Genomic DNA, 18,039 nt, shown 5'->3' with positions numbered 1-18,039 from the left:
CTAGCCTCCGTAAGGTTCGAGCACCATGTCCCGGGTGACAATCACGCGCACGGGAAAGCCCGGCCGGATCGTCAGCGTCGGCGCGACGTTCAGCTGACGGCGCACGATCTGCTGGCCGGCATCGTTGATAGTGTCCTGCCCGCCGTTGCGGATGGCCTGAATCAAGCGGTCATCGTCGTTGGCGGCGAGTTCGGCGCCGACGCTCAGCAGCGTGGAAAGCCCCGCTGCCTTGGCCAGCTCCCACCAGTGATAATCGACGCCATCCTGAAGGCCGGCATAGCCCTCGGCATCGGCGCCGGGCTGACGCTCGAGAACGATCGAGCGTCCGTTCGGGAAGATCAGACGATTCCAGACCAAGAGGACGCGGCTTTGGCCGAACTGAACATTGTTGTCATACTGGCCAATGATCCGCGTGCCTTGCGGCACCAGGAGGATACGTCCCGTTGGGCTGTCATAGATATTTTCGGTCACCTGCGCGGTGATCTGGCCGGGTAGGTCGGAGCGGATGCCGGTGATGAGCGCCGCCGCGATCACGGCGCCTGCCTGAAGGATGTAAGGCGACGCCGGTGCGGCGACGCGATCGGGTGCGACGGTGCGCCGATCGGCCGCCGCATTGAGAAATGCGAGCTGCCGATCCTGGGCCGATGGGGTGGCGGGTGGCGGAGCGAGGCCGAGGCCGGTGAGGTCCGGAGTGGGCGGCGGCGCGATCGTCGCGGCGCCGGGGCCCGTCGAGGCCATGGACCTGTTTTCGGTGCCGCTGAAGAGCCTGCTGACGCGGGCGGTTTCGATCTCCTGCAGCCGTCGCTGCTCCTCCGCGCTGAGGCCGGGATTGGGCTGGTTCGGCAATGGCTGGCCACGATTTTGCGCGCCCAGGATGGGACGCCCGAGGTCGCCCGGGAGTGGTGGACCGAGCTGAGGAATGCCGCTGTAATCGCGCGGCAACCCGGCCAGACCGTCGGCGGTCGAGCGATTGTCGGTCGAATAGAGTTCGTCGGCGGGCTTACCCCCATCGCGAGTCTGGAGCGCATAGATCAACGCACCGCCGATGCCGACGCTCGCCACGAGTCCGATGCCGGCGAGCACCTTTCGCGAGAGCCGCGTGACACGCGGCGCCTCACCACGGAGCCGCATCGGGACGGCCGCGTCGCCGGCCGACCCGGTCAGCGGCGCCTCGTCTTCTTCTTTCCGGGGTTCTGGCTCGCTCACGACGCCGGCCTCCCATCGGTGCGGACGATCCGGACGCGCTTCTGGCGGTCGCCAGCGCCGAAGCGCAGCTCCGCGGCCGCGAACAGCCGGTCGACGATCATGTAGTTGGCACGGACGCGGTAGTTCACGAGCTCGGAGGTGTTGCCCTCCGGACCGACCACAAACAGCGGCGGCATCTCGCCCTGACCGATGCCACGCGGAAACTCGATGAAGACCTGGCGTCCATCATCGTAGGCGCGCAGTGGCCGCCACGGCGCACGATCGCCTTCGATGGCATAGCGGAAATTGATGTTGGCGAGGTCGACGCCGGTGGCGACGGGACTGCTGGCCTCGGCCTGCGCGTTCTGGCGGCGCAGCGCGATGAGCTGATCCTGCGGATACTGCCAGGACACCGAAGCCATATAGGTGCGTTCGGTCGAGCGCAGCTCCATGTGATAGGTGCGCAGATTGGTGTTGATGATGAGATTCGTCATCAAGTCGGCGCGGGTCGGCTTGACCAGGATGTGGACTTGTTGGGTGGCGCCCGAACCGCTCACCGTGTCGCCGATGATCCACCGCACGGTGTCGCCAGCGGCGACCGGGCCGGAGCCGACCAATTGTTCGCCCGGCTGGAGGGCGATGTCGGTGATCTGGCCGACGGCGGTGTAAACCTGATAGAGCGCGCCGCCCGTATAGGGATAAACCTGCATGGCGTTGATGAAGCCGTCGCGGACGGGCTGAACGCGCGCGGCGGCATTGGCCTGGTTGACGCGCGCTGTGGGCTCGGCCGGCTCCGGCGGTCGGCGCGTCGATTCAACGGGCTGCAGTTGCCCGGGCAGTGGGAGCGGCCTCGGGATTTCGACCACGCGCACGGGCGCCGGAGGATCAGCGCTTAGCGCCGCAGGGACGGCGTTGTCGTAGGAGATCTCCGGCGGCCTGTTCGCCGTGGCGCAGCCGGCGAGCGCCGACGTGCAGAGCAAAATCGCAAGTGTGGAAGTGCGGAAAGCCGGGTCGCCGGCTTTACGGAAAGACGGTTTCATTGCCCAAGCTCCCGTGACCAGTTGATGGCGTTGACGTAGATTCCGAGCGGGTTGGCGCGCAGCCGGTCGGCGTTGCGGGGCACCTGCACGACGATGGTGAGGATGGCGGTCCAGCGGGTCGTCTCGGCGAGCTGGCCATTCTCGTACCGGCGTTCGGCCCATGCGACGCGGAAGCTGTTGGGCGAAGCCCGGATGACGCTGGAGACGTCGACGGCGACCTGCTGCCGGCCGACCTTGGTGAAGGGGTCGTTCGATCGCGCGTAGTCGTTGAGCGCCATGGCGCCGCGATCCGTCGTGAAATCGTAGGCGCGCAGCCAGTTCTGCCGAACGATGATGGCGTCGGACGGAATCGAGCGCACCTGCTCGATGAAGCGTGCGAGATGAAAGGCGATCTGGGGATCGGTCGGACGATAGTCGGCGACCGCTGGCGCCACCGCCTGCGCCTGGCCGAGCCGGTCGACCTGCACAACCCATGGCACGATCGTGCCGCGGGCCGATTGCCAGACCAGCGCCGCCGCAAAGCTGGCGGACAGGACCAAAGAACCGAAGGCCATGAGCCGCCAATTCTTCGCCTGGACGCGCGCGGCGCCGATACGCTCGTCCCAGACCTGAGCGGCGCGCTGATATGGCGTCTCGGGTTCTGGTGCTTTGCCGTAGTGAGTAGAAGGTCTTTTGAACATCAGCGATCGCCTTGGGAGAGGTTGATGGAGGAGCCGCCGCCATGGCTGTCGCCGCTGCGAACGGCGTGGGCGGCGGCCGTCACACCGTGGCTCAGGGCTTGTGAGCGCTTCATGCGCTGGGCCCAGGCCGGCGGTCCGTCAGCCGCAACGGGTGACGCAGCCTCGGCCGCGCTTCCACCGATCGTGCCCATGGTCGACGTGCCGCCGGTGGCCGCGAACGCGGATTTGGCGCCCTCGGAGAAGCTCGACTTCATGCTGTCTGCTGCCTGGGAGGCCGCGCGACGCAGCGGCGAGCTGGCGGCCGCGCCAGCGGCGCGAGCAACGCCACCGAGTCCGGACCCGACGGCGGCCGCGCCCGACTGGCCGGCAGCGCCGAGGCTGTAGGCCGTCGAGGCGCCACCGGCCAAGGCCGCTCCCCCTCGAGCGGCAGCGGCAGTTCCGGAAAGAGCAGCGGCGCCGCCGCGCAGGGCCATTCCGCCAGCCGCGCCGGCCGCGACCAGAGCCCCGCCCGCCGCGAGTCCGGTTCCGACCGCCGCGCCGGCGCCGAGCTGCGGCCCGCCGGAGACAAGGCCGTTGGCGATGCCGGGGCCGAAGATTCCGAGGCCCAGCAGCGAGAGCGCGGCGAGCACGATCGCCATGGCCTGGTCGATCGTCGGCGTCTGGCCAGCGAAACCGGCGGTGAACTGGGAGAACAAGGTTGAGCCGATGCCGATGATGACGGCGAGGACCAGCACCTTGATGCCGCTCGAGATGACGTTGCCGAGGACGCGTTCGGCCATGAACGCGGATTTGCCGAACAGGCCGAAGGGGATCAGCACGAAGCCGGCAAGCGTCGTCAGTTTGAACTCGATCAGAGTGACGAAGAGCTGGATGGCGAGAATGAAGAAGGCAAGCAGCACCAGGGCCCAGGCGAACAGCAGGCAGGCGATCTGGATGAAGTTCTCGAAGAAGGCGATCCAGCCCATCAGGTTGGAGATCGAATCGAGCAGCGGTCGGCCGGCATCGAGGCCAGTCTGCGCAACGCGGCCGGGGCGCATGAGATCTTCGACGGTGAATCCGGTGCCTGACGCTTTCAGGCCCAGCCCCGCGAAGCTCTCGAACACGATGCGCGCGAGGCTATTCCAGTTGCCGATGATGTAGGCGAAGACGCCGACGAACAGCGTCTTCTTGACCAGGCGCGCCATGATGTCGTCGTCGGCGCCCCAACTCCAAAACAGTGCGGCCAAGGTCACGTCGATGACGATCAGCGTCGTGGCGATGAACGCCACCTCGCCGCCGAGCAGGCCAAAGCCGCTATCGATATAGCGGGTGAAGACCTCCAGGAATTGGTCGATGACGCCGGTGCCGCCCATGGATCACCGCCCGTCGTCATGCTGCGGCGATGTCCGCGCTGGTGCGGGCGTAATGCCGAGGAAGCGGTCGCGGGTTTCGGCCCAGGTGCGCAGGCATTCGGTATCGCGCGCGGCGGCCTCGCCAAGCAATTGGCACCGCCGCTGCGCTTCGCGCAGCGGATCGGCCGGCATGTCTTCGCTTGGCGGTGACGCTGGAACGGGCGGTTGTTCCTCTTTCCGGGTCATCTCGATCGCCGCCGCGGTGATGGCGACGGCGACGAAGACGACGGCGCCGAGGCGCGCCAGGAGCTTGCCGTCCATGACCTGATCCTCGCGAGGGGCCTTAGTTGCCATTCGGGAACATGCGGGCGTTGCCGGGCTGATAGCCGCTGCCGGGGGTCAGGAAGCGGCGGCGCTGCTCGCGACCCTGCTCGGCAGCCGCCGCGCGCTCGGCTTCGGTCAGCGCCTGGGCCCGTCCGTTCGCAGCGACGACGGCCGTGAGATCGGCGAGCTGCTGGGCCTGGAGCGCGAGGAGCTGATTGCCGGCCTGCGCCGCCTGCAAGGCGCCGGTCGCGCCCTGGCTTTGGCCGATGAGCGCCGACATCTCGGCGCGGTTGGTATCGATGTTGCCGACGACGCCGGCCTGCACCCGCATGGCGTCCTGCAAGCCGCCGACCGTGTTCTGCCAGCGCTCGCGCGCTTGCGCGACGAGCTGCTGGTCGGACGCCGACATCGACGCATTGCCGTAAGTCGATGTGAACGCCTGGTCGATTTGCTGGACGTCGTAGGCGATGCGCTGCGTCTGGCCGAGGAGCTGTTGCGTCCGCTGCACGGACTGCTGCAGGCGTTGAAGCGAGGAGTAAGGCAGGCTTGCGAGGTTGCGCGCCTGGTTGATCAGCATCGTCGCTTCGTTCTGAAGCGAGCTGATCTGGTTGTTGATCTGCTCCAGCGCGCGAGCCGCTGAGAGCACATTCTGCACGTAGTTCGTTGGATCGTAGACGATCCATTGCGCGGACGCCGGCTGGACCATCACGGGCGACATCGCCACGGGAATGGAAAGGATCGACGCGGCAAGAAGCGCCGCGCGTGAGCGACGGAAGATCATGGCTGTGTCTCCAGGTTGTTAAGGTTGGGGATGAGGTCGGCGGCCCAGGCGACGCCACGCAGCCGCAGCCAGGCCGGCAGAAAGCCCTCGCGTCCATGTTCGGCGATGACGCGTTCGATGGCGGCTTGATCGGTCTTCGAGGAAGCGGCGCACAGCGCCAGCGCCACCTCGGACAGACCGAGCTCGAAGAGCCGGTTGCCCCGCCGGGATTGGCAGTAGTAGTCGCGCTTCGGCATCGCGCGGGCGAGGATCTCGATCTGGCGGTCGTTGAGTCCGAAGCGACGGTAGATCGCGGTGATCTGCGGCTCGATCGCGCGCTCGTTCGGCAGCAGCAGCCGGGTCTGGCAGCTTTCGACAATGGCGGGCGCGATCGCCGAGCTGTCGATGTCGGAAAGCGATTGGGTGGCGAAGACGACGGAGGCGTTCTTCTTGCGCAGTGTCTTCAGCCACTCGCGGAGCTGACCAGCGAAATCCTCGTCGTCGAGCGCCAGCCAGCCTTCATCGACGATGAGCAGCGTGGGGCTGCCGTCAAGGCGGTCCTCGATGCGGTGGAAGAGATAGGCGAGCACGGCCGGTGCGGCGCCGGTGCCAATCAGGCCCTCGGTCTCGAACGCCTGCACAGAGGCTTCGCCAAGATGCTCGTTCTCGGCGTCGAGCAGCCGGCCACAGGCGCCGCCGACGCAATAGGGCCGGAGCGCCTGTTTGAGATCGTTCGATTGAAGGAGGACGGCCAGTCCGGTGAGCGTGCGTTCGCCGACGGGCGCGCTCGCCAGCGAGGTCAGCGCAGTCCAGATGTATTCCTTCACCTCCGGCTCGATCGTCACGCCCTCGCGCTGCAGGATGGCGACGATCCAATCCGCCGCCCACGCGCGTTCCGGCACGTGGTGGATGCCGGAGAGCGGTTGCAGCGACACGCTGTCGGCCACGCCCTCGGTCAAACCGCCGCCGAGATCGTGCCAGTCACCGCCCATCGCGAGCGCCGCGGCTCGGATGCTTCCCCCGAAGTCGAAGGCGAAAACCTGTGAGTTGGGATAGCGCCGGAACTGGAGCGCCATCAGCGCCAGGAGCACGGATTTGCCGGCGCCCGTCGGTCCGACGACGAGCGTGTGACCGACATCGCCGACATGAAGGGAAAACCGGAACGGGGTCGAGCCTTCGGTCCTGCCATAAAGCAAGGGGGGTTGCCCGAAATGCTCGTCCCGCTCCGGCCCCGCCCACACCGCCGACAGCGGAATCATGTGGGCGAGATTGAGCGTCGAGATCGGCGGTTGCCGGACGTTGGCGTAGACATGGCCGGGCAGCGAGCCAAGCCAGGCGTCGACGGCGTTGATCGTCTCAGCCATCGCGGTGAAGTCGCGGCCCTGAACGATCTTCTCCACCAGGCGCAGCTTCTCGGCGGCGATGCGTGGATCGGCGTCCCAGACGGCGACCGTCGCGGTGACATAGGCCTGACCGGCATAGTCCGCGCCGAGTTCCTGAAGCGCGAGATCGGCATCGGCCGCCTTGTTCGCCGCATCGGTGTCGACGAGGACCGACGCCTCGTTGGTCATCACCTCCTTCAGGATCGCCATGATGCTCTTGCGCTTGGCGAACCATTGCCGGCGGATCTTGGTGAGCAGCTTGGTGGCGTCGGTCTTGTCGAGAAGGACGGCGCGCGTCGACCAGCGATACGGGAAGGCGAGCCGGTTGAGGTCATCGAGCAGCCCGGGCGTGGTCGCGGTCGGAAAGCCGACGATGGTCAGGATGCGGAGATGCTTGTCGCCGAGGCGCGGCTCCAATCCGCCCGTGAGCGGCTGATCGGCCAGCAGCGCATCGAGATACATGGGCGTCTCGGGCACGCGCACACGATGGCGTTTGGTCGAGACGGTCGAATGAAGATAAGTCAGCGTCTCGCCGTCATCGAGCCATGCACATTCCGGCATGAAGTTCTCGACGAGCTGGAGCACGCGATCGGTGCGATCAGCGAAGCCGCGTAACGCCTCATGTGGGTCAAGACCGTTGTCGGCCTTGCCTTCATACAGCCAGCTTTCGGCGCGGGCGGCGTCCTCGGCCGGTGGCAGGTAGACGAAGGTCAGGAAGTAGCTGGACTCAAAGTGCGAGGCGTCTTCCTCGAAATCGGCTTTGCGTTCGGCGTCGACCAGGGCGGACGCGGCCTCGGGAAAGCGGCTCGCCGGATAGGCGCCGGCGCCATGCCGCTGCGCCTCGACGAAGATCGCCCATCCCGAGCCAAGCCGGCGGAAGGCGTTGTTGAGGCGGCCGGCGACGGCGACAAGTTCGGCCGGCACCGCGGAATCGAGGTCGGGACCGCGAAAGCGAGCGGTGCGTTGGAAGCTGCCGTCCTTGTTGAGGACGATGCCCTCGCCCGCGAGCGCGGCCCAGGGCAGGAAATCCGCGAGGCGGGTTGAGGTCCGGCGATATTCGGCGAGGTTCATCATCGGAGTGGCCTCACGCGCTCAGATGGCCGGGGATGCGCAGGTGGCGGCGCACCACGTCGACGAATTGCGGATCGCGTTTTGCCGCCCACACGGCGGCGAAATGGCCGATCGCCCAGAGTCCGAGACCGACCAGCCAGAGGCGGAGGCCAAGGCCGAGCGCCGCCGCCAGCGTGCCGTTGAGGATGGCGATCGAACGCGGCGCGCCGCCGAGCAGGATGTGCTCGGTGAGCGCGCGATGGACCGGGACGGCGTAGCCTGGCACTTCGCCGGCGCTATCGATCAAGCTCGCCATCAAACGAGCGCTCCGCCGCCGAAAGAGAAGAACGACAGGAAGAAGCTCGACGCGGCGAAGGCGATCGACAGGCCGAAGACGATCTGGATCAGCTTCCGCGCGCCGCCTGACGTATCGCCGAAGGCGAGCGTGAGGCCGGTGATGATGATGATGATCACCGCGATGATCTTGGCGACTGGCCCCTCGATGGATTCGAGGATCGATTGCAGCGGCGCTTCCCACGGCATCGATGAGCCGGAAGCATAAGCCGCCGGCGCCAGCATCATGCTGACGACGGTGACGGACACGGCTGTCGCGATATGACGGCGCGCGAGCAAGGCATGACGGATCATTCGGGGTCTCCTGAGACGGGCTGGGTTGCGGGGATGACGCGGTAGTCGCCGTCCGGCTGAAGGCCTTCGACGCGGGCGAGTGCGGCGAGGCGACGGGTCGAGCCGCGGCCGCTGAGCACGGCGACGAGATCGATGGTCTCGGCGATCAGCGCGCGCGGGACGGTGATGACGGCTTCCTGAATGAGCTGCTCGAGGCGGCGCAGCGCGCCGATCGCGGTGCCGGCGTGGATCGTGCCGATGCCGCCCGGGTGGCCCGTCCCCCATGCCTTGAGCAAATCCAACGCCTCGGCGCCGCGCACCTCTCCGATCGGAATGCGATCGGGGCGCAAGCGAAGCGAGGAGCGGACGAGATCGGAGAGCGATGCGACGCCATCCTTCGTCCGCATGGCGACCAGGTTGGGCGCGGCGCATTGCAGCTCGCGCGTGTCCTCGATCAGAACGACGCGGTCGAAGGTCTTCGACACTTCGGCGAGCAAGGCGTTGGTGAGTGTCGTCTTGCCGGTCGAGGTGCCGCCGGCAACCAAGATGTTGCGGCGGTCCGCGACGGCGCGGCGGAGGATCTCAGCCTGTTCGGCCGACATGATCTCGGCGGCGACGTAATCAGCGAGCGTGAAGACGGCGACGGCAGGCTTGCGGATTGCGAACGCCGGGGCCGTCACGACCGGAGGCAGGAGGCCTTCGAACCGCTCTCCCGTTTCGGGAAGCTCCGCCGAAACGCGCGGTGAACCGGAATGGACCTCGGCGCCGACATGATGCGCAACGAGGCGAACAATGCGTTCGCCGTCGGCGGGCGAGAGCCGTTCTCCGGTGTCGGAGAGCCCCTCGGACAGGCGGTCGATCCAGAGCCGCCCGTCGGGATTGAGCATCACCTCGACGATCGACGGGTCTTCCAGGAATCCGGCGATGGCGGGGCCGAGGGCTGTGCGCAACATGCGCGCGCCTCGCAGGATCGCCTCTGATTGCTGGTGAGAAACCGCCATGTCGTCCCCGTTCTGCGCGGGACCGCAAACACGCGGCCCTGGATCGGGGATCAGTAGAAGAGGCAGAAATCAGGTCATGACAACAAGCAGGATGGGGTCGTAGTGCTCTGGCGTACAAAGACAGGGCGACGGCGGAACGGACAAACTCTTGCGATGCCCGGGGCGACGATTATTACGCGCCCGGGACACCTGCGACGTCTTCGGAAATCTCCTCACGCACCTTCGGTCCCTTCGCGAGTCGCCGGCCGAGCGCGGCGACGAAGGCGTCGTACCGCTCGCCCGCCTGTGCGCGTGCGGCCGCCTGGGCTGGCTCCGGCAACGGCGGGTTGGTGGTGAGCCAGTGGCGGACGAACACCGCGAGCATTTCCACGGAAATGCCGAGGTCGCGTTCCATGCGTGTCATGCGCCGGTCGAGCTGGTCCAATCGCTTGGTGGTCGCGGCTTCCTGGCGCTCGGCGGTGTCGGGTGACAGGAAGGATGCGATCGCCGCTTCCGCGACCAAGGATCGCGATTGATCGCGACGCGCGGCATAAGCGGTGAGCGCCTTCATGATGTCCGGATCGAGATAGACCGAGAGGCGCTGCTTCTTCGGAATCTTCATGATCGCCACGCTCAGAGGTCCATCCCATCGTTGGGATCGAGCGAGACCTGCCGCGCGACGCCCTGCATCACCTGATTCAGCCGGCGTGCGCGCGCGGCGTCGTCATCGGCGTCGTCGGGACCATCGAGGTCGAACTCGTTGTTGATCGGCGCCTTCTTCTCGACGGTCCCGGCCTTGTTCAGCTCGGGCTGGTGGCGGCGTTCCGAGCCGGTCGGATCCTCGTCGTCGCCCTGGCCATCCTTTGCGGCGGCGCCCTCGATCTCCGGCCGCGGCGGCAGCGGCATCTTGCTCCAGTCGTCCGGCTTTGCCGCCGCTGTCTTTGCCAGCGCCGGCGGTGGCAGGATGCGTTCCTGAAACCGACGATCCTCGAAGTAGCGCGCCTTCTTCGCGCGGATCGGCGGCGTTCCGGAAACCATGACGATCTCGTCGGCGGGTGGGAGCTGCATCACCTCGCCCGGCGTCAGCAGCGGGCGCGCGGTCTCCGATCGCGACACCATCAGATGGCCGAGCCATGGGCTCAGCCTGTGCCCGGCATAGTTCCGCATTGCCCGCATCTCGGTCGCGGTGCCAAGCGCATCCGACACGCGCTTGGCCGTCCGCTCGTCATTGGTCGCGAAGCTGACGCGGACATGGCAGTTGTCGAGGATCGAGTTGTTCGGGCCATAGGCTTTCTCGATCTGGTTCAACGACTGCGCGATCAGGAAGCTCTTCAGGCCATAGCCGGCCATAAAGGCCAACGCGGACTCGAAGAAGTCGAGGCGCCCGAGCGCTGGAAACTCGTCGAGCATGAGGAGCAGACGGTGTCGGCCTCCCTTTGCCCGCAGGTCCTCGGTCAGGCGGCGTCCGATCTGGTTGAGGAGAAGCCGGATCAGCGGCTTGGTGCGCGCGATGTCGGACGGCGGCACCACGAGGTAGAGCGTCGATGGCCGCGTCCCGCCGACGATGTCGGTGATGCGCCAATCACAGCGGCGAGTCACTTCGGCCACTACCGGATCGCGGTAAAGCCCGAGGAACGACATGGCGGTGGACAGCACGCCGGACCGCTCATTGTCTGATTTGTTCAGCAGCTCACGCGCCGCCGACGCGATGACCGGGTGCGGTCCAGCTTCGCCGAGATGCGCCGTCTTCATCATGGCGGCGAGCGTCGACTCGATCGGCCGCTTGGGGTCGGACAGGAAGGCGGCGACGCCGGCGAGCGTCTTGTCGGTCTCGGCGTATAGAACGTGCAGAATGGCGCCGACCAGCAGCGCGTGGGACGTCTTCTCCCAATGATTGCGGCGTTCCAAACTCCCTTCGGGATCGACGAGAATGTCGGCGATGTTCTGGACGTCGCGAACCTCCCATTCGCCGTGGCGGACCTCGAGCAGCGGGTTGTAGGCGGACGACTTCGCGTTGGTCGGGTCGAACAGCAGCACCCGGCCGTGTCGGGCGCGGAAGCCGGCGGTGAGCTGCCAGTTCTCGCCCTTGATGTCGTGAACAATGGCGGAGCCTGGCCAGGTCAGCAGCGACGGCACAACAAGGCCGACGCCCTTGCCGGAGCGGGTCGGGGCGAAGCACAGCACATGCTCAGGTCCGTCATGACGAAGATAGGCGCCGTCGAACCTGCCGAGCACCACACCATCGGGTCCAAGCAGGCCGGCCGCCCGGACTTCATCGGCTCGCGCCCAGCGCGCCGAGCCGTAGGTCTCGACATTCTTGGCCTCGCGCGCGCGCCAGACCGACATACCGATGGCGACCGCGATGGCGATGAAGCCGCCGGATGCCGCGATATAGGCGCCCTCGACGAAAACGTGCGGTGCATAGGCATCGTAGAAGTACCACCACCAGAAGAAGGCCGGCGGATAGTAGATCGGCCAGCCGAAGAGTTCGAACCATGGCCGGCCGAGCTGCGGCTGGAAGCCGAGCTGCCATGCCGTCCACTGCGTCGCGGCCCAGGTGGTCGCGAGCACAATCAGGGAGACGACAAGGATCTGGCCCCAGAGGATTTTGGTGGCCGACATAGTGGAGTCCTTTCTTGATGAGGCGCGCTGTTCACAGGCTCAGCCTCCGCTTGCGGCCGAAGCTCCAGTCGATGCCGCCATCGCTGCGCGCGAGACCGGAGACATGCCGGCCGAGTTTCTTTTCGAGTGAGGGCGACCAGGGCACGAGCTGGAAGCCGAGGCCGTCATCGATCATCGCGAAGCGGCCGGAGGCGAGCGCGATGCGCCGCTGGTAGGCGCCAGCGACGTATTCCCCCGCCGCAGCCTTATTGAATGGGCGGCCGCTCTCTGCCGCGATCTTGGCGCCCACGGCGTCCAACTCGCGCCGGCGGAGCGTCTCGATCAGGTTGCGGCTGAAGCTGACGCCGCGGTTCTGACGTTCGGCCAGACCTCGCCCAATCAGGTGTTCGGCGCGCCGGTCCAGGGCGTCGCGCACCTCCGCGCCGAAGCCCCCGCCACCGAGCGCAACCGGCTCGCGGGCGATCGCCTGTCGATCAAGCCAAGTGGCGCCGGTCGCGGTGATCTGCTGCTCGATGGTGAGGTCTGATCGGACCGCCATCGCGACGCGACGCTGCCCCTTCGCGTCGTCGAACCTGCGCAGCTCGACGATTGAGCCGGGCGCGCTATCGCCGGCGGCGTCGAGATCGGGCAGCTTGATGTGATGGGTGCGGCCGTCCATGCCGTCGACCACGGCATAGGCTGTACCCTTCAGCTCATCGTCGAGACCGCGGGCGACCAGCCGGCCGACGACAGGATCGTCCAGGCTTTCCCCGGCGAGCACATAGTTGGACGCGCCGCGCTCGATGCCGTGTTCGGTCAGGCCGCGATGGATGCGCTTTATGATGTCGCCGCGTTCACCGAGCTGGCGTAGCGTCGTCTCGGCGTTCTCCGAAATCGCCCACTGGCCGGGACCGATCTGATCGGCGAGGCCGAGGGACTCAAGCTTTCGCAGGCGTCCGACCTTGAGCGCATGAAATTCGTCAGGCTGGCGGTCGGGCCGCGGCGCGAGGTCGACGACGCCGGTGCGGTAGCTGTCGCGGGCGAGCTGCCGATCAAGATTGGTCCAGCGCTCCGTGTCGACTTGGCGCTCGAGCGTGCGGCGGATTTCATGATCGGTGCGCGGTCCGAGTTCTTGGGTGATCAGGTCGCGCGCCCGGTCGCGCATGCCCTCCTTGATGTAGTCGCGGGAGATGACGAGGTTTTCGCCATCCTCGCGCACGCCACGCACAATCAGGTGGAGGTGCGGATGCTCGGTGTTCCAATGGTCGACGGCGACCCAATCGAGCTTGGCGCCGAGGTCTTTTTCCATCTGCCCGACGAGATCGCGCGCGAAGGTCTTGAGGTCCGCCATTTCGACGGCGTCGTCGGGCGATACGATGAACCGGAAATGATGCCGGTCATTCTCGCACCGCTCCGCGAACGCCTTCGGGTCAGCGTCATCGGCGCCAGGCCCGAACAGCCGGGCCTTCTCTCCATCCCGGGTGACGCCCTCGCGGCGCAGATAGTTCAGGTGGGTCGCGAGCGGTGCGTTGCGTCCGCCGTGGCGGACCACACGCGCCTTGACGACAGCGCCGCGCGAGCGGGAGGTGATGAGCCGATTGGCCTGCAACGATGCACGCTGGCCGCGGCCGAACCGAGAGCGGTGGCCGGGACCGATCGTCCCTTGCCGGGAGACCGATCCGCCCGCGCGCTGGGCGGCGGCCAACGCTTGGGCGATGAACGGTCTCGCGCGCTGCGCGCGCGTCGAGCGGATGCGGCCTGGCCGGACGCGGAAATCGTTGTCGTCGCTCATGGCGGCAAGACCGCACATCGCGCGATAGCGCTGATTTGCTTATGAAATCGCCGGAGCCGCAGGCTGCGCCGAACAGGCGCACCTCGCGAATTCGCAGCGTAAGCCATTGAAAAAGCACAACCGAACCGAGGCGCACATCGCGCCCCTTTATCCTGCCATCGTGCGGTTGTGTTGCCCTGCTTCCCCCTCCACGCACTCCATGATGCGCTGGAGCCCGCCAGACCACGATCCGGGCGAAGCGCCGTCATCGCGGGCCTCCACCATCCGATCGCGCGACGAACAGGCCCGCAGACTGCGGCGTGTTAGCGGAAGCCTCGCGCACCGGAGCTGCTGCCGAAGCGTCGTCCGGAGGGACTTCCGTCTGCGCTGGATCGACGCTGGTCACGCCGTCAGCGCGCGTGATGAACAACGGCGCGCGAGTCCAGGCGCGAGGATCAGCCGCGGCGACGGTGATTGCACCGGGCAGGTCACCGCCGCCGAAGGAAGGGACCAATGCGGCCACATACGCGCGGGTCTCGGCCGGCAACGGGCGGCCCGCGAGATACTCTTCGTAGCGCCCTGGTCCCGCATTGTAGGCCGCAAGAAAACCCGGCGAACCGTAGCGATCATACATCTCGCGCAAATACGCCGCGCCGGCCAGGATGTTGTCGCGCGGATCGTAAGGATTACGCCCGAGCCTATGGCGGACGCGCAGCTCCGCCCAGGTATCCGGCATGATCTGCATCAGGCCCATCGCGCCAGCAGAGGAGATCGCACGCACATCGCCAGCGCTTTCCGCGCGCATGACGGCGCGAATCCACGCGGCCGGGATGCGAAAACGCTGTGCGGCCTCTTCAATGTAGGTGGCGAACGGATGGGCCGGCGCCGTGCGCGTGGCCGGTGCGTTCTGAGCGTTCGCTGTGGCGTTGAACGGCGCGCCGAGGAGCAGGCCGGAAAGGAGAAGGATGGCTGTCAGTCGGACGGCATTTGGCCGCCCGACGACAGTTTGATGGCGCGGGCCGGACATCGTTCAGTCCCGCTCGCCGCGCTTGGGCGGACGATTCCAGTGCAGGTTCCAGGCCGATTTGTCCTCGGTCGATTGGAACAGGTTCGCGCGGATCGGCTGGACCAAGGTGGGATCGTCGATCTGCAGGGAGACGTAATCGCCGGCTTTTTCGCCGGTGCGTTTCCATCCGGCGCCGATCTCAGGTCCGTCATCGTTGCCGTGGTGAACACGATAGTCCGGCGCATTCTCGGCGTCGGTGTGCTCAGCGGGGACGAGCACGATCTCGACGTCCAGCGAGAGCGTGCGGATGTGGCCGGCGTAGCCGTTCTTCGTACGGGTGAATTCGCCGATCTGCGGCATGGGAAGACTCCTTTGCTGTGCGGTGAGGTCGGATAGGCGCGTCGTTCACCGCGTCGCGGCGCGCCACTGGAAGCGGCCGCTCCCGTCTTCATCGGTCCACACGGGCGTTGCGCGACCGATGATCGAGCGGGTGGAAATCGGACCGAAGTAGCGACCGTCGAGGCTGTCCTCGACGGACCAGTTCATGAGGAAGATTTCGCCGCCCGCGATGCGCCGGCAGCCCTGCCAAACGGGCAGATCGCGGCCGAGACGGTCGCGCGTCAGCGCTTCGCCCATCGCGACGCCGTCGACGGTGACGTGTGCGTCGGCGCGGCAGACCTGCTGGCCGGGAAGAGCCGCGACACGTTTCATGAGGGGGACGCCGCGCGGCACGTAGCCACGCTCGGCGAGGAACGATGCGAGCGGCTCCGGGGCGTCCACGGCGACGAGGTCCGTCACTTCGAGCTGCGGCGACCGATCGAGCGAATAGAGTCCGATTGGCGTGCTGGCGGACGCGTTCCAGATCAGCCGGGGCGTGATGTGGATGAAGGACAGGCCACCGATCAGCATCACGGTGAAGTACGTCGTCATGACGTAGCCGAAGCGGCTCATGGCTCGACCCTTCGGCGCAGAAGGATGGCGCGATGCTGCTCGGCCGTGTAGCTGCGCGGCTCTTGGCCGGCAGCGAGACGATTGTGAACGTGCCGCCAATGATGCGGCGAGACCTCCGCAGGATTGATGCCGATCGACTCGATGGCGTCGACGATCTGCAGAACGCGTTCAACCTTGGGCCAGCCGTCCATCCTCAGCAGGATGTCGCCGCCGGGACGCACGAACGGCAGAGTTTGGTAGTGTTCGCCTGGCGAGATCGCACGCACGATGTCGATGCGCGAGATGATCGTGCCAAAGTCGTTGGCCGCCCAACGGACGAAGGCGAAGACACTGTGGGGCGGGAAGCTGACCACGCGCCGGCGTCGGTCGAGAATCTGTTCCTGAACGTCCTGGCCGAACCGAATCCAGTATTCGACCTTCTTTTCAATCCAGGTCAGCTCGACGTGGGTCAGACCAACCACGGTCGGCGTCGCCACGCGACGCAAGTGGGGCGCACCGCTCATGGCGTCCCTCCTTCGATCGGGGCAAATTCGCGAGCGAGCAATTCGCGCAGCATCTCGGCGACCGTCACGCCGCGCTGGAACGCGGCGATCTTGATCTGGCCGCGAAGGTCGGGCGTCACGTCGATGGTGAGCCGCGCGGAGAAATTCGCCGCGTCGCCGCCGCGCGCGGGGCGCGGATCAGAGGCTTTGATCCAGCTCTCAGGATCGGCGGGACGTGCAGCGAAGGCACGTTTGTTGGATCGCTCTGTCATGGCGCGATCCTCCCGATCTCGGCGCAGAGCGCGGTGATCTCGCGCGCTGCCGGGCCGTGCTCGTTGATTTCCGAGACGAGGCGTCCGGACCGCGCGGTGTCAGCGAAAGCGACGCGCTGACCGATGGTGGACGCGAGCACCGGCGGATCATGGTCGGCGAGCGTTTCAGCAGTCTCGCGGGCGATGATGGTGCGCGCGGCGCATCGATTGAGGACGAAGCGGGCGGCGAGCTGGGGACGATAGATCCGCGCCTCGCCGAGCAGCGAGAGCATCTCCGCCGACGCCCAGCCATCGAAAGGCGATGGCTGCACGGGGATCAGCACCAGGTCGGCGGCAAGCAGCGCGGACCGCATCAGGCTGGCGACACGCGGTGGCCCGTCGATCACGACGTGATCGGCGCTTCGCGCCAGTTCCGGCGCTTCGCTATGAAGCGTATCTCGCGCCAGACCGACGACACCAAACAGGCGTGCCAGGCCTTCGCGCGCGCGCTGCTGCGACCAGTCGAGCGCCGAGCCTTGTGGATCGGCGTCGATGAGAACGACGCGCTTTCCTCGCCGAGCCCATTCACCGGCGATATGCAGCGCGAGCGTCGTCTTGCCGACGCCACCCTTCTGATTGAGGAGCGCGACGATCATGATGCGCCGCCGCGTCGCACGGGCATTCCCCCGGCGGGCGTCGCCTGTCGTTTTGCAGGGTGGACAACACCGTGGCCCGGATCTGATGTCGACTGCCGTGTGCCGCGATCCGCCCAAGCCTGTAGATCGTCGAGGGCATAGACAATGCGGCCACCCAGCTTGCGATAGACCGGTCCCGTGCCGTAGGTGCGGTGCTTCTCCAGCGTGCGACCGGATAGGCCGAGGAAGCGCGCCGCCTCGGGTGTGCGGAGATAGCGTGGCGGGGGGTCGGGTCGCGCAGCTGACATTGGGGCCTCCGGTGCATCGGCTGCCCCGCCGGCGTGTAGTGGCGAAGCGGCGACCACGATGGCGAACCACCGGCGTCCGGGTGGATGACGGAGTGAGGCCCCTGCGTGCGCGTACCCCCCTGGTGGTCACATCGGAGGGGAGCCGGAGCGCGATCAGCGGCCGGCGAGCAAGCGGAGATAGCCGCCGCGCATCATTGTCTGCGCGTCCTTGACCAACCGGATCGTCTGAGCGCGGATGGACGAGGTTTTCCATTCGGTGGCGGATTGCCGGGGTGTGTCGAAAAGCACGCCGGCGATTTCGCGATAAGTCGCGCCAGTGGATCGGCCATCGAGCGCGCGCACCATGCGCACCAGTCGCAAGCGGTGACGCGGCGTGAGCGTGAGCGCGCGCGGTAGCGGACCGGCGGCGCGTCCAAATAGGCGGCGTTGGAATCGCAAGGCTGCTTCGGCGCGGCTGTGGAAGCTATCGTCGAGTGGCAGGAGGACGGCGAGCGGTTGGGTCAGGTCGATGGCGCCGACGACCAAATGATGATCACCGTCGGGATCGGCCAGTACGATCGCGCCTTCACCGCCAGGCTGCGCGTGCAGGATGGCCTGGGTCAGGTCGAGTTGTTCGAGCCGCCGGGCCGTGCGAAAGACGGCCGGCGCGACTTCAAGCATCAGAACACTGGCGAC

Annotated in this window: 21 protein-coding genes; all 21 read right to left on the bottom strand. The window is 66.9% G+C overall.

Translation table 11 applies throughout. The features are described 5' to 3' along the window. On the bottom strand, positions 1-1,206 hold the full coding sequence (locus FFS37_RS14615; RefSeq protein ID WP_137931656.1) for a TrbI/VirB10 family protein: 1,206 nt from the start codon (positions 1,204-1,206) through the stop codon (positions 1-3). Then, positions 1,203-2,225: a P-type conjugative transfer protein TrbG gene (gene trbG, locus FFS37_RS14610; protein ID WP_046193819.1), complete on the bottom strand. Its 1,023-nt coding sequence runs from the start codon at positions 2,223-2,225 to the stop codon at positions 1,203-1,205. The genes FFS37_RS14615 and trbG overlap by 4 nt, the downstream gene beginning before the upstream one ends. Continuing rightward, entirely contained in the window at positions 2,222-2,905 is a 684-nt protein-coding gene (gene trbF / locus FFS37_RS14605; RefSeq protein ID WP_024924691.1) for a conjugal transfer protein TrbF, read from the bottom strand. The genes trbG and trbF overlap by 4 nt, the downstream gene beginning before the upstream one ends. Next, the gene (gene trbL / locus FFS37_RS14600) at positions 2,905-4,257 is read right to left on the bottom strand and encodes a P-type conjugative transfer protein TrbL (protein ID WP_137931655.1); all 1,353 of its coding nucleotides are present in this window, start codon (positions 4,255-4,257) and stop codon (positions 2,905-2,907) included. The genes trbF and trbL overlap by 1 nt, the downstream gene beginning before the upstream one ends. A gap of 3 nt (positions 4,258-4,260) precedes the next feature. Beyond that, positions 4,261-4,557 (bottom strand): putative entry exclusion protein TrbK-alt, encoded by a 297-nt coding sequence (gene trbK-alt, locus FFS37_RS14595; protein ID WP_137931654.1) that lies wholly within the window; start codon positions 4,555-4,557, stop codon positions 4,261-4,263. Positions 4,558-4,579: 22 nt separating this feature from the next. Further along, a complete protein-coding gene (trbJ, locus tag FFS37_RS14590; RefSeq protein WP_024924694.1) occupies positions 4,580-5,341 on the bottom strand; it encodes a P-type conjugative transfer protein TrbJ in 762 nt (253 codons plus the stop codon). After that, entirely contained in the window at positions 5,338-7,776 is a 2,439-nt protein-coding gene (gene trbE / locus FFS37_RS14585; RefSeq protein WP_024924695.1) for a conjugal transfer protein TrbE, read from the bottom strand. The genes trbJ and trbE overlap by 4 nt, the downstream gene beginning before the upstream one ends. 10 nt (positions 7,777-7,786) lie before the next feature. Next, positions 7,787-8,068 carry a VirB3 family type IV secretion system protein gene (locus FFS37_RS14580; RefSeq protein ID WP_012112765.1) on the bottom strand — a complete coding sequence of 94 codons (282 nt, stop codon included), beginning with the start codon at positions 8,066-8,068 and terminating at the stop codon, positions 7,787-7,789. Continuing rightward, positions 8,068-8,400, bottom strand: a complete 333-nt coding sequence (locus tag FFS37_RS14575) for a TrbC/VirB2 family protein (RefSeq protein ID WP_137931653.1) — start codon at positions 8,398-8,400, stop codon at positions 8,068-8,070. Before FFS37_RS14575 ends, FFS37_RS14580 begins: the two co-directional genes overlap by 1 nt. Further along, positions 8,397-9,380 carry a P-type conjugative transfer ATPase TrbB gene (trbB, locus tag FFS37_RS14570; protein WP_137931652.1) on the bottom strand — a complete coding sequence of 328 codons (984 nt, stop codon included), beginning with the start codon at positions 9,378-9,380 and terminating at the stop codon, positions 8,397-8,399. The genes FFS37_RS14575 and trbB overlap by 4 nt, the downstream gene beginning before the upstream one ends. Positions 9,381-9,552: 172 nt before the next feature. Further along, positions 9,553-9,984, bottom strand: a complete 432-nt coding sequence (locus FFS37_RS14565; RefSeq protein WP_137931806.1) for a ribbon-helix-helix protein, CopG family — start codon at positions 9,982-9,984, stop codon at positions 9,553-9,555. A gap of 8 nt (positions 9,985-9,992) precedes the next feature. Beyond that, on the bottom strand, positions 9,993-11,981 hold the full coding sequence (locus tag FFS37_RS14560; protein WP_137931651.1) for a conjugal transfer protein TraG: 1,989 nt from the start codon (positions 11,979-11,981) through the stop codon (positions 9,993-9,995). Between the two features lie 31 nt (positions 11,982-12,012). Further along, positions 12,013-13,752, bottom strand: a complete 1,740-nt coding sequence (locus FFS37_RS14555; protein WP_137931650.1) for a relaxase/mobilization nuclease domain-containing protein — start codon at positions 13,750-13,752, stop codon at positions 12,013-12,015. 244 nt (positions 13,753-13,996) lie between these two features. After that, positions 13,997-14,758 carry a lytic transglycosylase domain-containing protein gene (locus FFS37_RS14550; RefSeq protein ID WP_137931649.1) on the bottom strand — a complete coding sequence of 254 codons (762 nt, stop codon included), beginning with the start codon at positions 14,756-14,758 and terminating at the stop codon, positions 13,997-13,999. A 3-nt stretch (positions 14,759-14,761) separates the two neighbouring features. Then, entirely contained in the window at positions 14,762-15,097 is a 336-nt protein-coding gene (locus FFS37_RS14545; protein ID WP_137931648.1) for a DUF736 domain-containing protein, read from the bottom strand. 45 nt (positions 15,098-15,142) lie between these two features. Then, positions 15,143-15,688 (bottom strand): S26 family signal peptidase, encoded by a 546-nt coding sequence (locus FFS37_RS14540; RefSeq protein ID WP_137931647.1) that lies wholly within the window; start codon positions 15,686-15,688, stop codon positions 15,143-15,145. Beyond that, on the bottom strand, positions 15,685-16,191 hold the full coding sequence (locus FFS37_RS14535; protein WP_137931646.1) for a DUF2840 domain-containing protein: 507 nt from the start codon (positions 16,189-16,191) through the stop codon (positions 15,685-15,687). The genes FFS37_RS14540 and FFS37_RS14535 overlap by 4 nt, the downstream gene beginning before the upstream one ends. After that, positions 16,188-16,442, bottom strand: a complete 255-nt coding sequence (locus tag FFS37_RS14530; protein WP_137931645.1) for a hypothetical protein — start codon at positions 16,440-16,442, stop codon at positions 16,188-16,190. Before FFS37_RS14530 ends, FFS37_RS14535 begins: the two co-directional genes overlap by 4 nt. Next, positions 16,439-17,077: a ParA family partition ATPase gene (parA, locus tag FFS37_RS14525; RefSeq protein WP_137931644.1), complete on the bottom strand. Its 639-nt coding sequence runs from the start codon at positions 17,075-17,077 to the stop codon at positions 16,439-16,441. The genes FFS37_RS14530 and parA overlap by 4 nt, the downstream gene beginning before the upstream one ends. Further along, positions 17,074-17,364 (bottom strand): helix-turn-helix transcriptional regulator, encoded by a 291-nt coding sequence (locus tag FFS37_RS14520; RefSeq protein WP_137931643.1) that lies wholly within the window; start codon positions 17,362-17,364, stop codon positions 17,074-17,076. The genes parA and FFS37_RS14520 overlap by 4 nt, the downstream gene beginning before the upstream one ends. Positions 17,365-17,517: 153 nt before the next feature. Then, a complete protein-coding gene (locus FFS37_RS14515; RefSeq protein WP_232375666.1) occupies positions 17,518-18,024 on the bottom strand; it encodes a DUF2285 domain-containing protein in 507 nt (168 codons plus the stop codon). Positions 18,025-18,039 lie beyond the last annotated feature (15 nt).

The organism is Mesorhizobium comanense (assembly GCF_005503535.1).
GTDB lineage: Bacteria > Pseudomonadota > Alphaproteobacteria > Rhizobiales > Rhizobiaceae > Mesorhizobium > Mesorhizobium comanense.
The sequence above is the reverse complement of the archived record's forward strand: the minus strand, read 5'-3'. Positions and strand labels throughout refer to the sequence as shown.

Excerpts from the sequence above, each read along its gene's own strand:
- trbG (WP_046193819.1), bottom strand. The coding sequence starts at position 2,225 with ATGAAACCGTCTTTCCGTAAAGCCGGCGACCCGGCTTTCCGCACTTCC.
- trbF (WP_024924691.1), bottom strand. The coding sequence starts at position 2,905 with ATGTTCAAAAGACCTTCTACTCACTACGGCAAAGCACCAGAACCCGAG.
- trbL (WP_137931655.1), bottom strand. The coding sequence starts at position 4,257 with ATGGGCGGCACCGGCGTCATCGACCAATTCCTGGAGGTCTTCACCCGC.
- trbK-alt (WP_137931654.1), bottom strand. The coding sequence starts at position 4,557 with ATGGACGGCAAGCTCCTGGCGCGCCTCGGCGCCGTCGTCTTCGTCGCC.
- trbJ (WP_024924694.1), bottom strand. The coding sequence starts at position 5,341 with ATGATCTTCCGTCGCTCACGCGCGGCGCTTCTTGCCGCGTCGATCCTT.
- trbE (WP_024924695.1), bottom strand. The coding sequence starts at position 7,776 with ATGATGAACCTCGCCGAATATCGCCGGACCTCAACCCGCCTCGCGGAT.
- FFS37_RS14580 (WP_012112765.1), bottom strand. The coding sequence starts at position 8,068 with ATGGCGAGCTTGATCGATAGCGCCGGCGAAGTGCCAGGCTACGCCGTC.
- FFS37_RS14575 (WP_137931653.1), bottom strand. The coding sequence starts at position 8,400 with ATGATCCGTCATGCCTTGCTCGCGCGCCGTCATATCGCGACAGCCGTG.
- trbB (WP_137931652.1), bottom strand. The coding sequence starts at position 9,380 with ATGGCGGTTTCTCACCAGCAATCAGAGGCGATCCTGCGAGGCGCGCGC.
- FFS37_RS14560 (WP_137931651.1), bottom strand. The coding sequence starts at position 11,981 with ATGTCGGCCACCAAAATCCTCTGGGGCCAGATCCTTGTCGTCTCCCTG.
- FFS37_RS14555 (WP_137931650.1), bottom strand. The coding sequence starts at position 13,752 with ATGAGCGACGACAACGATTTCCGCGTCCGGCCAGGCCGCATCCGCTCG.
- FFS37_RS14550 (WP_137931649.1), bottom strand. The coding sequence starts at position 14,758 with ATGTCCGGCCCGCGCCATCAAACTGTCGTCGGGCGGCCAAATGCCGTC.
- FFS37_RS14545 (WP_137931648.1), bottom strand. The coding sequence starts at position 15,097 with ATGCCGCAGATCGGCGAATTCACCCGTACGAAGAACGGCTACGCCGGC.
- FFS37_RS14540 (WP_137931647.1), bottom strand. The coding sequence starts at position 15,688 with ATGAGCCGCTTCGGCTACGTCATGACGACGTACTTCACCGTGATGCTG.
- FFS37_RS14535 (WP_137931646.1), bottom strand. The coding sequence starts at position 16,191 with ATGAGCGGTGCGCCCCACTTGCGTCGCGTGGCGACGCCGACCGTGGTT.
- FFS37_RS14530 (WP_137931645.1), bottom strand. The coding sequence starts at position 16,442 with ATGACAGAGCGATCCAACAAACGTGCCTTCGCTGCACGTCCCGCCGAT.
- parA (WP_137931644.1), bottom strand. The coding sequence starts at position 17,077 with ATGATCGTCGCGCTCCTCAATCAGAAGGGTGGCGTCGGCAAGACGACG.
- FFS37_RS14520 (WP_137931643.1), bottom strand. The coding sequence starts at position 17,364 with ATGTCAGCTGCGCGACCCGACCCCCCGCCACGCTATCTCCGCACACCC.
- FFS37_RS14515 (WP_232375666.1), bottom strand. The coding sequence starts at position 18,024 with ATGCTTGAAGTCGCGCCGGCCGTCTTTCGCACGGCCCGGCGGCTCGAA.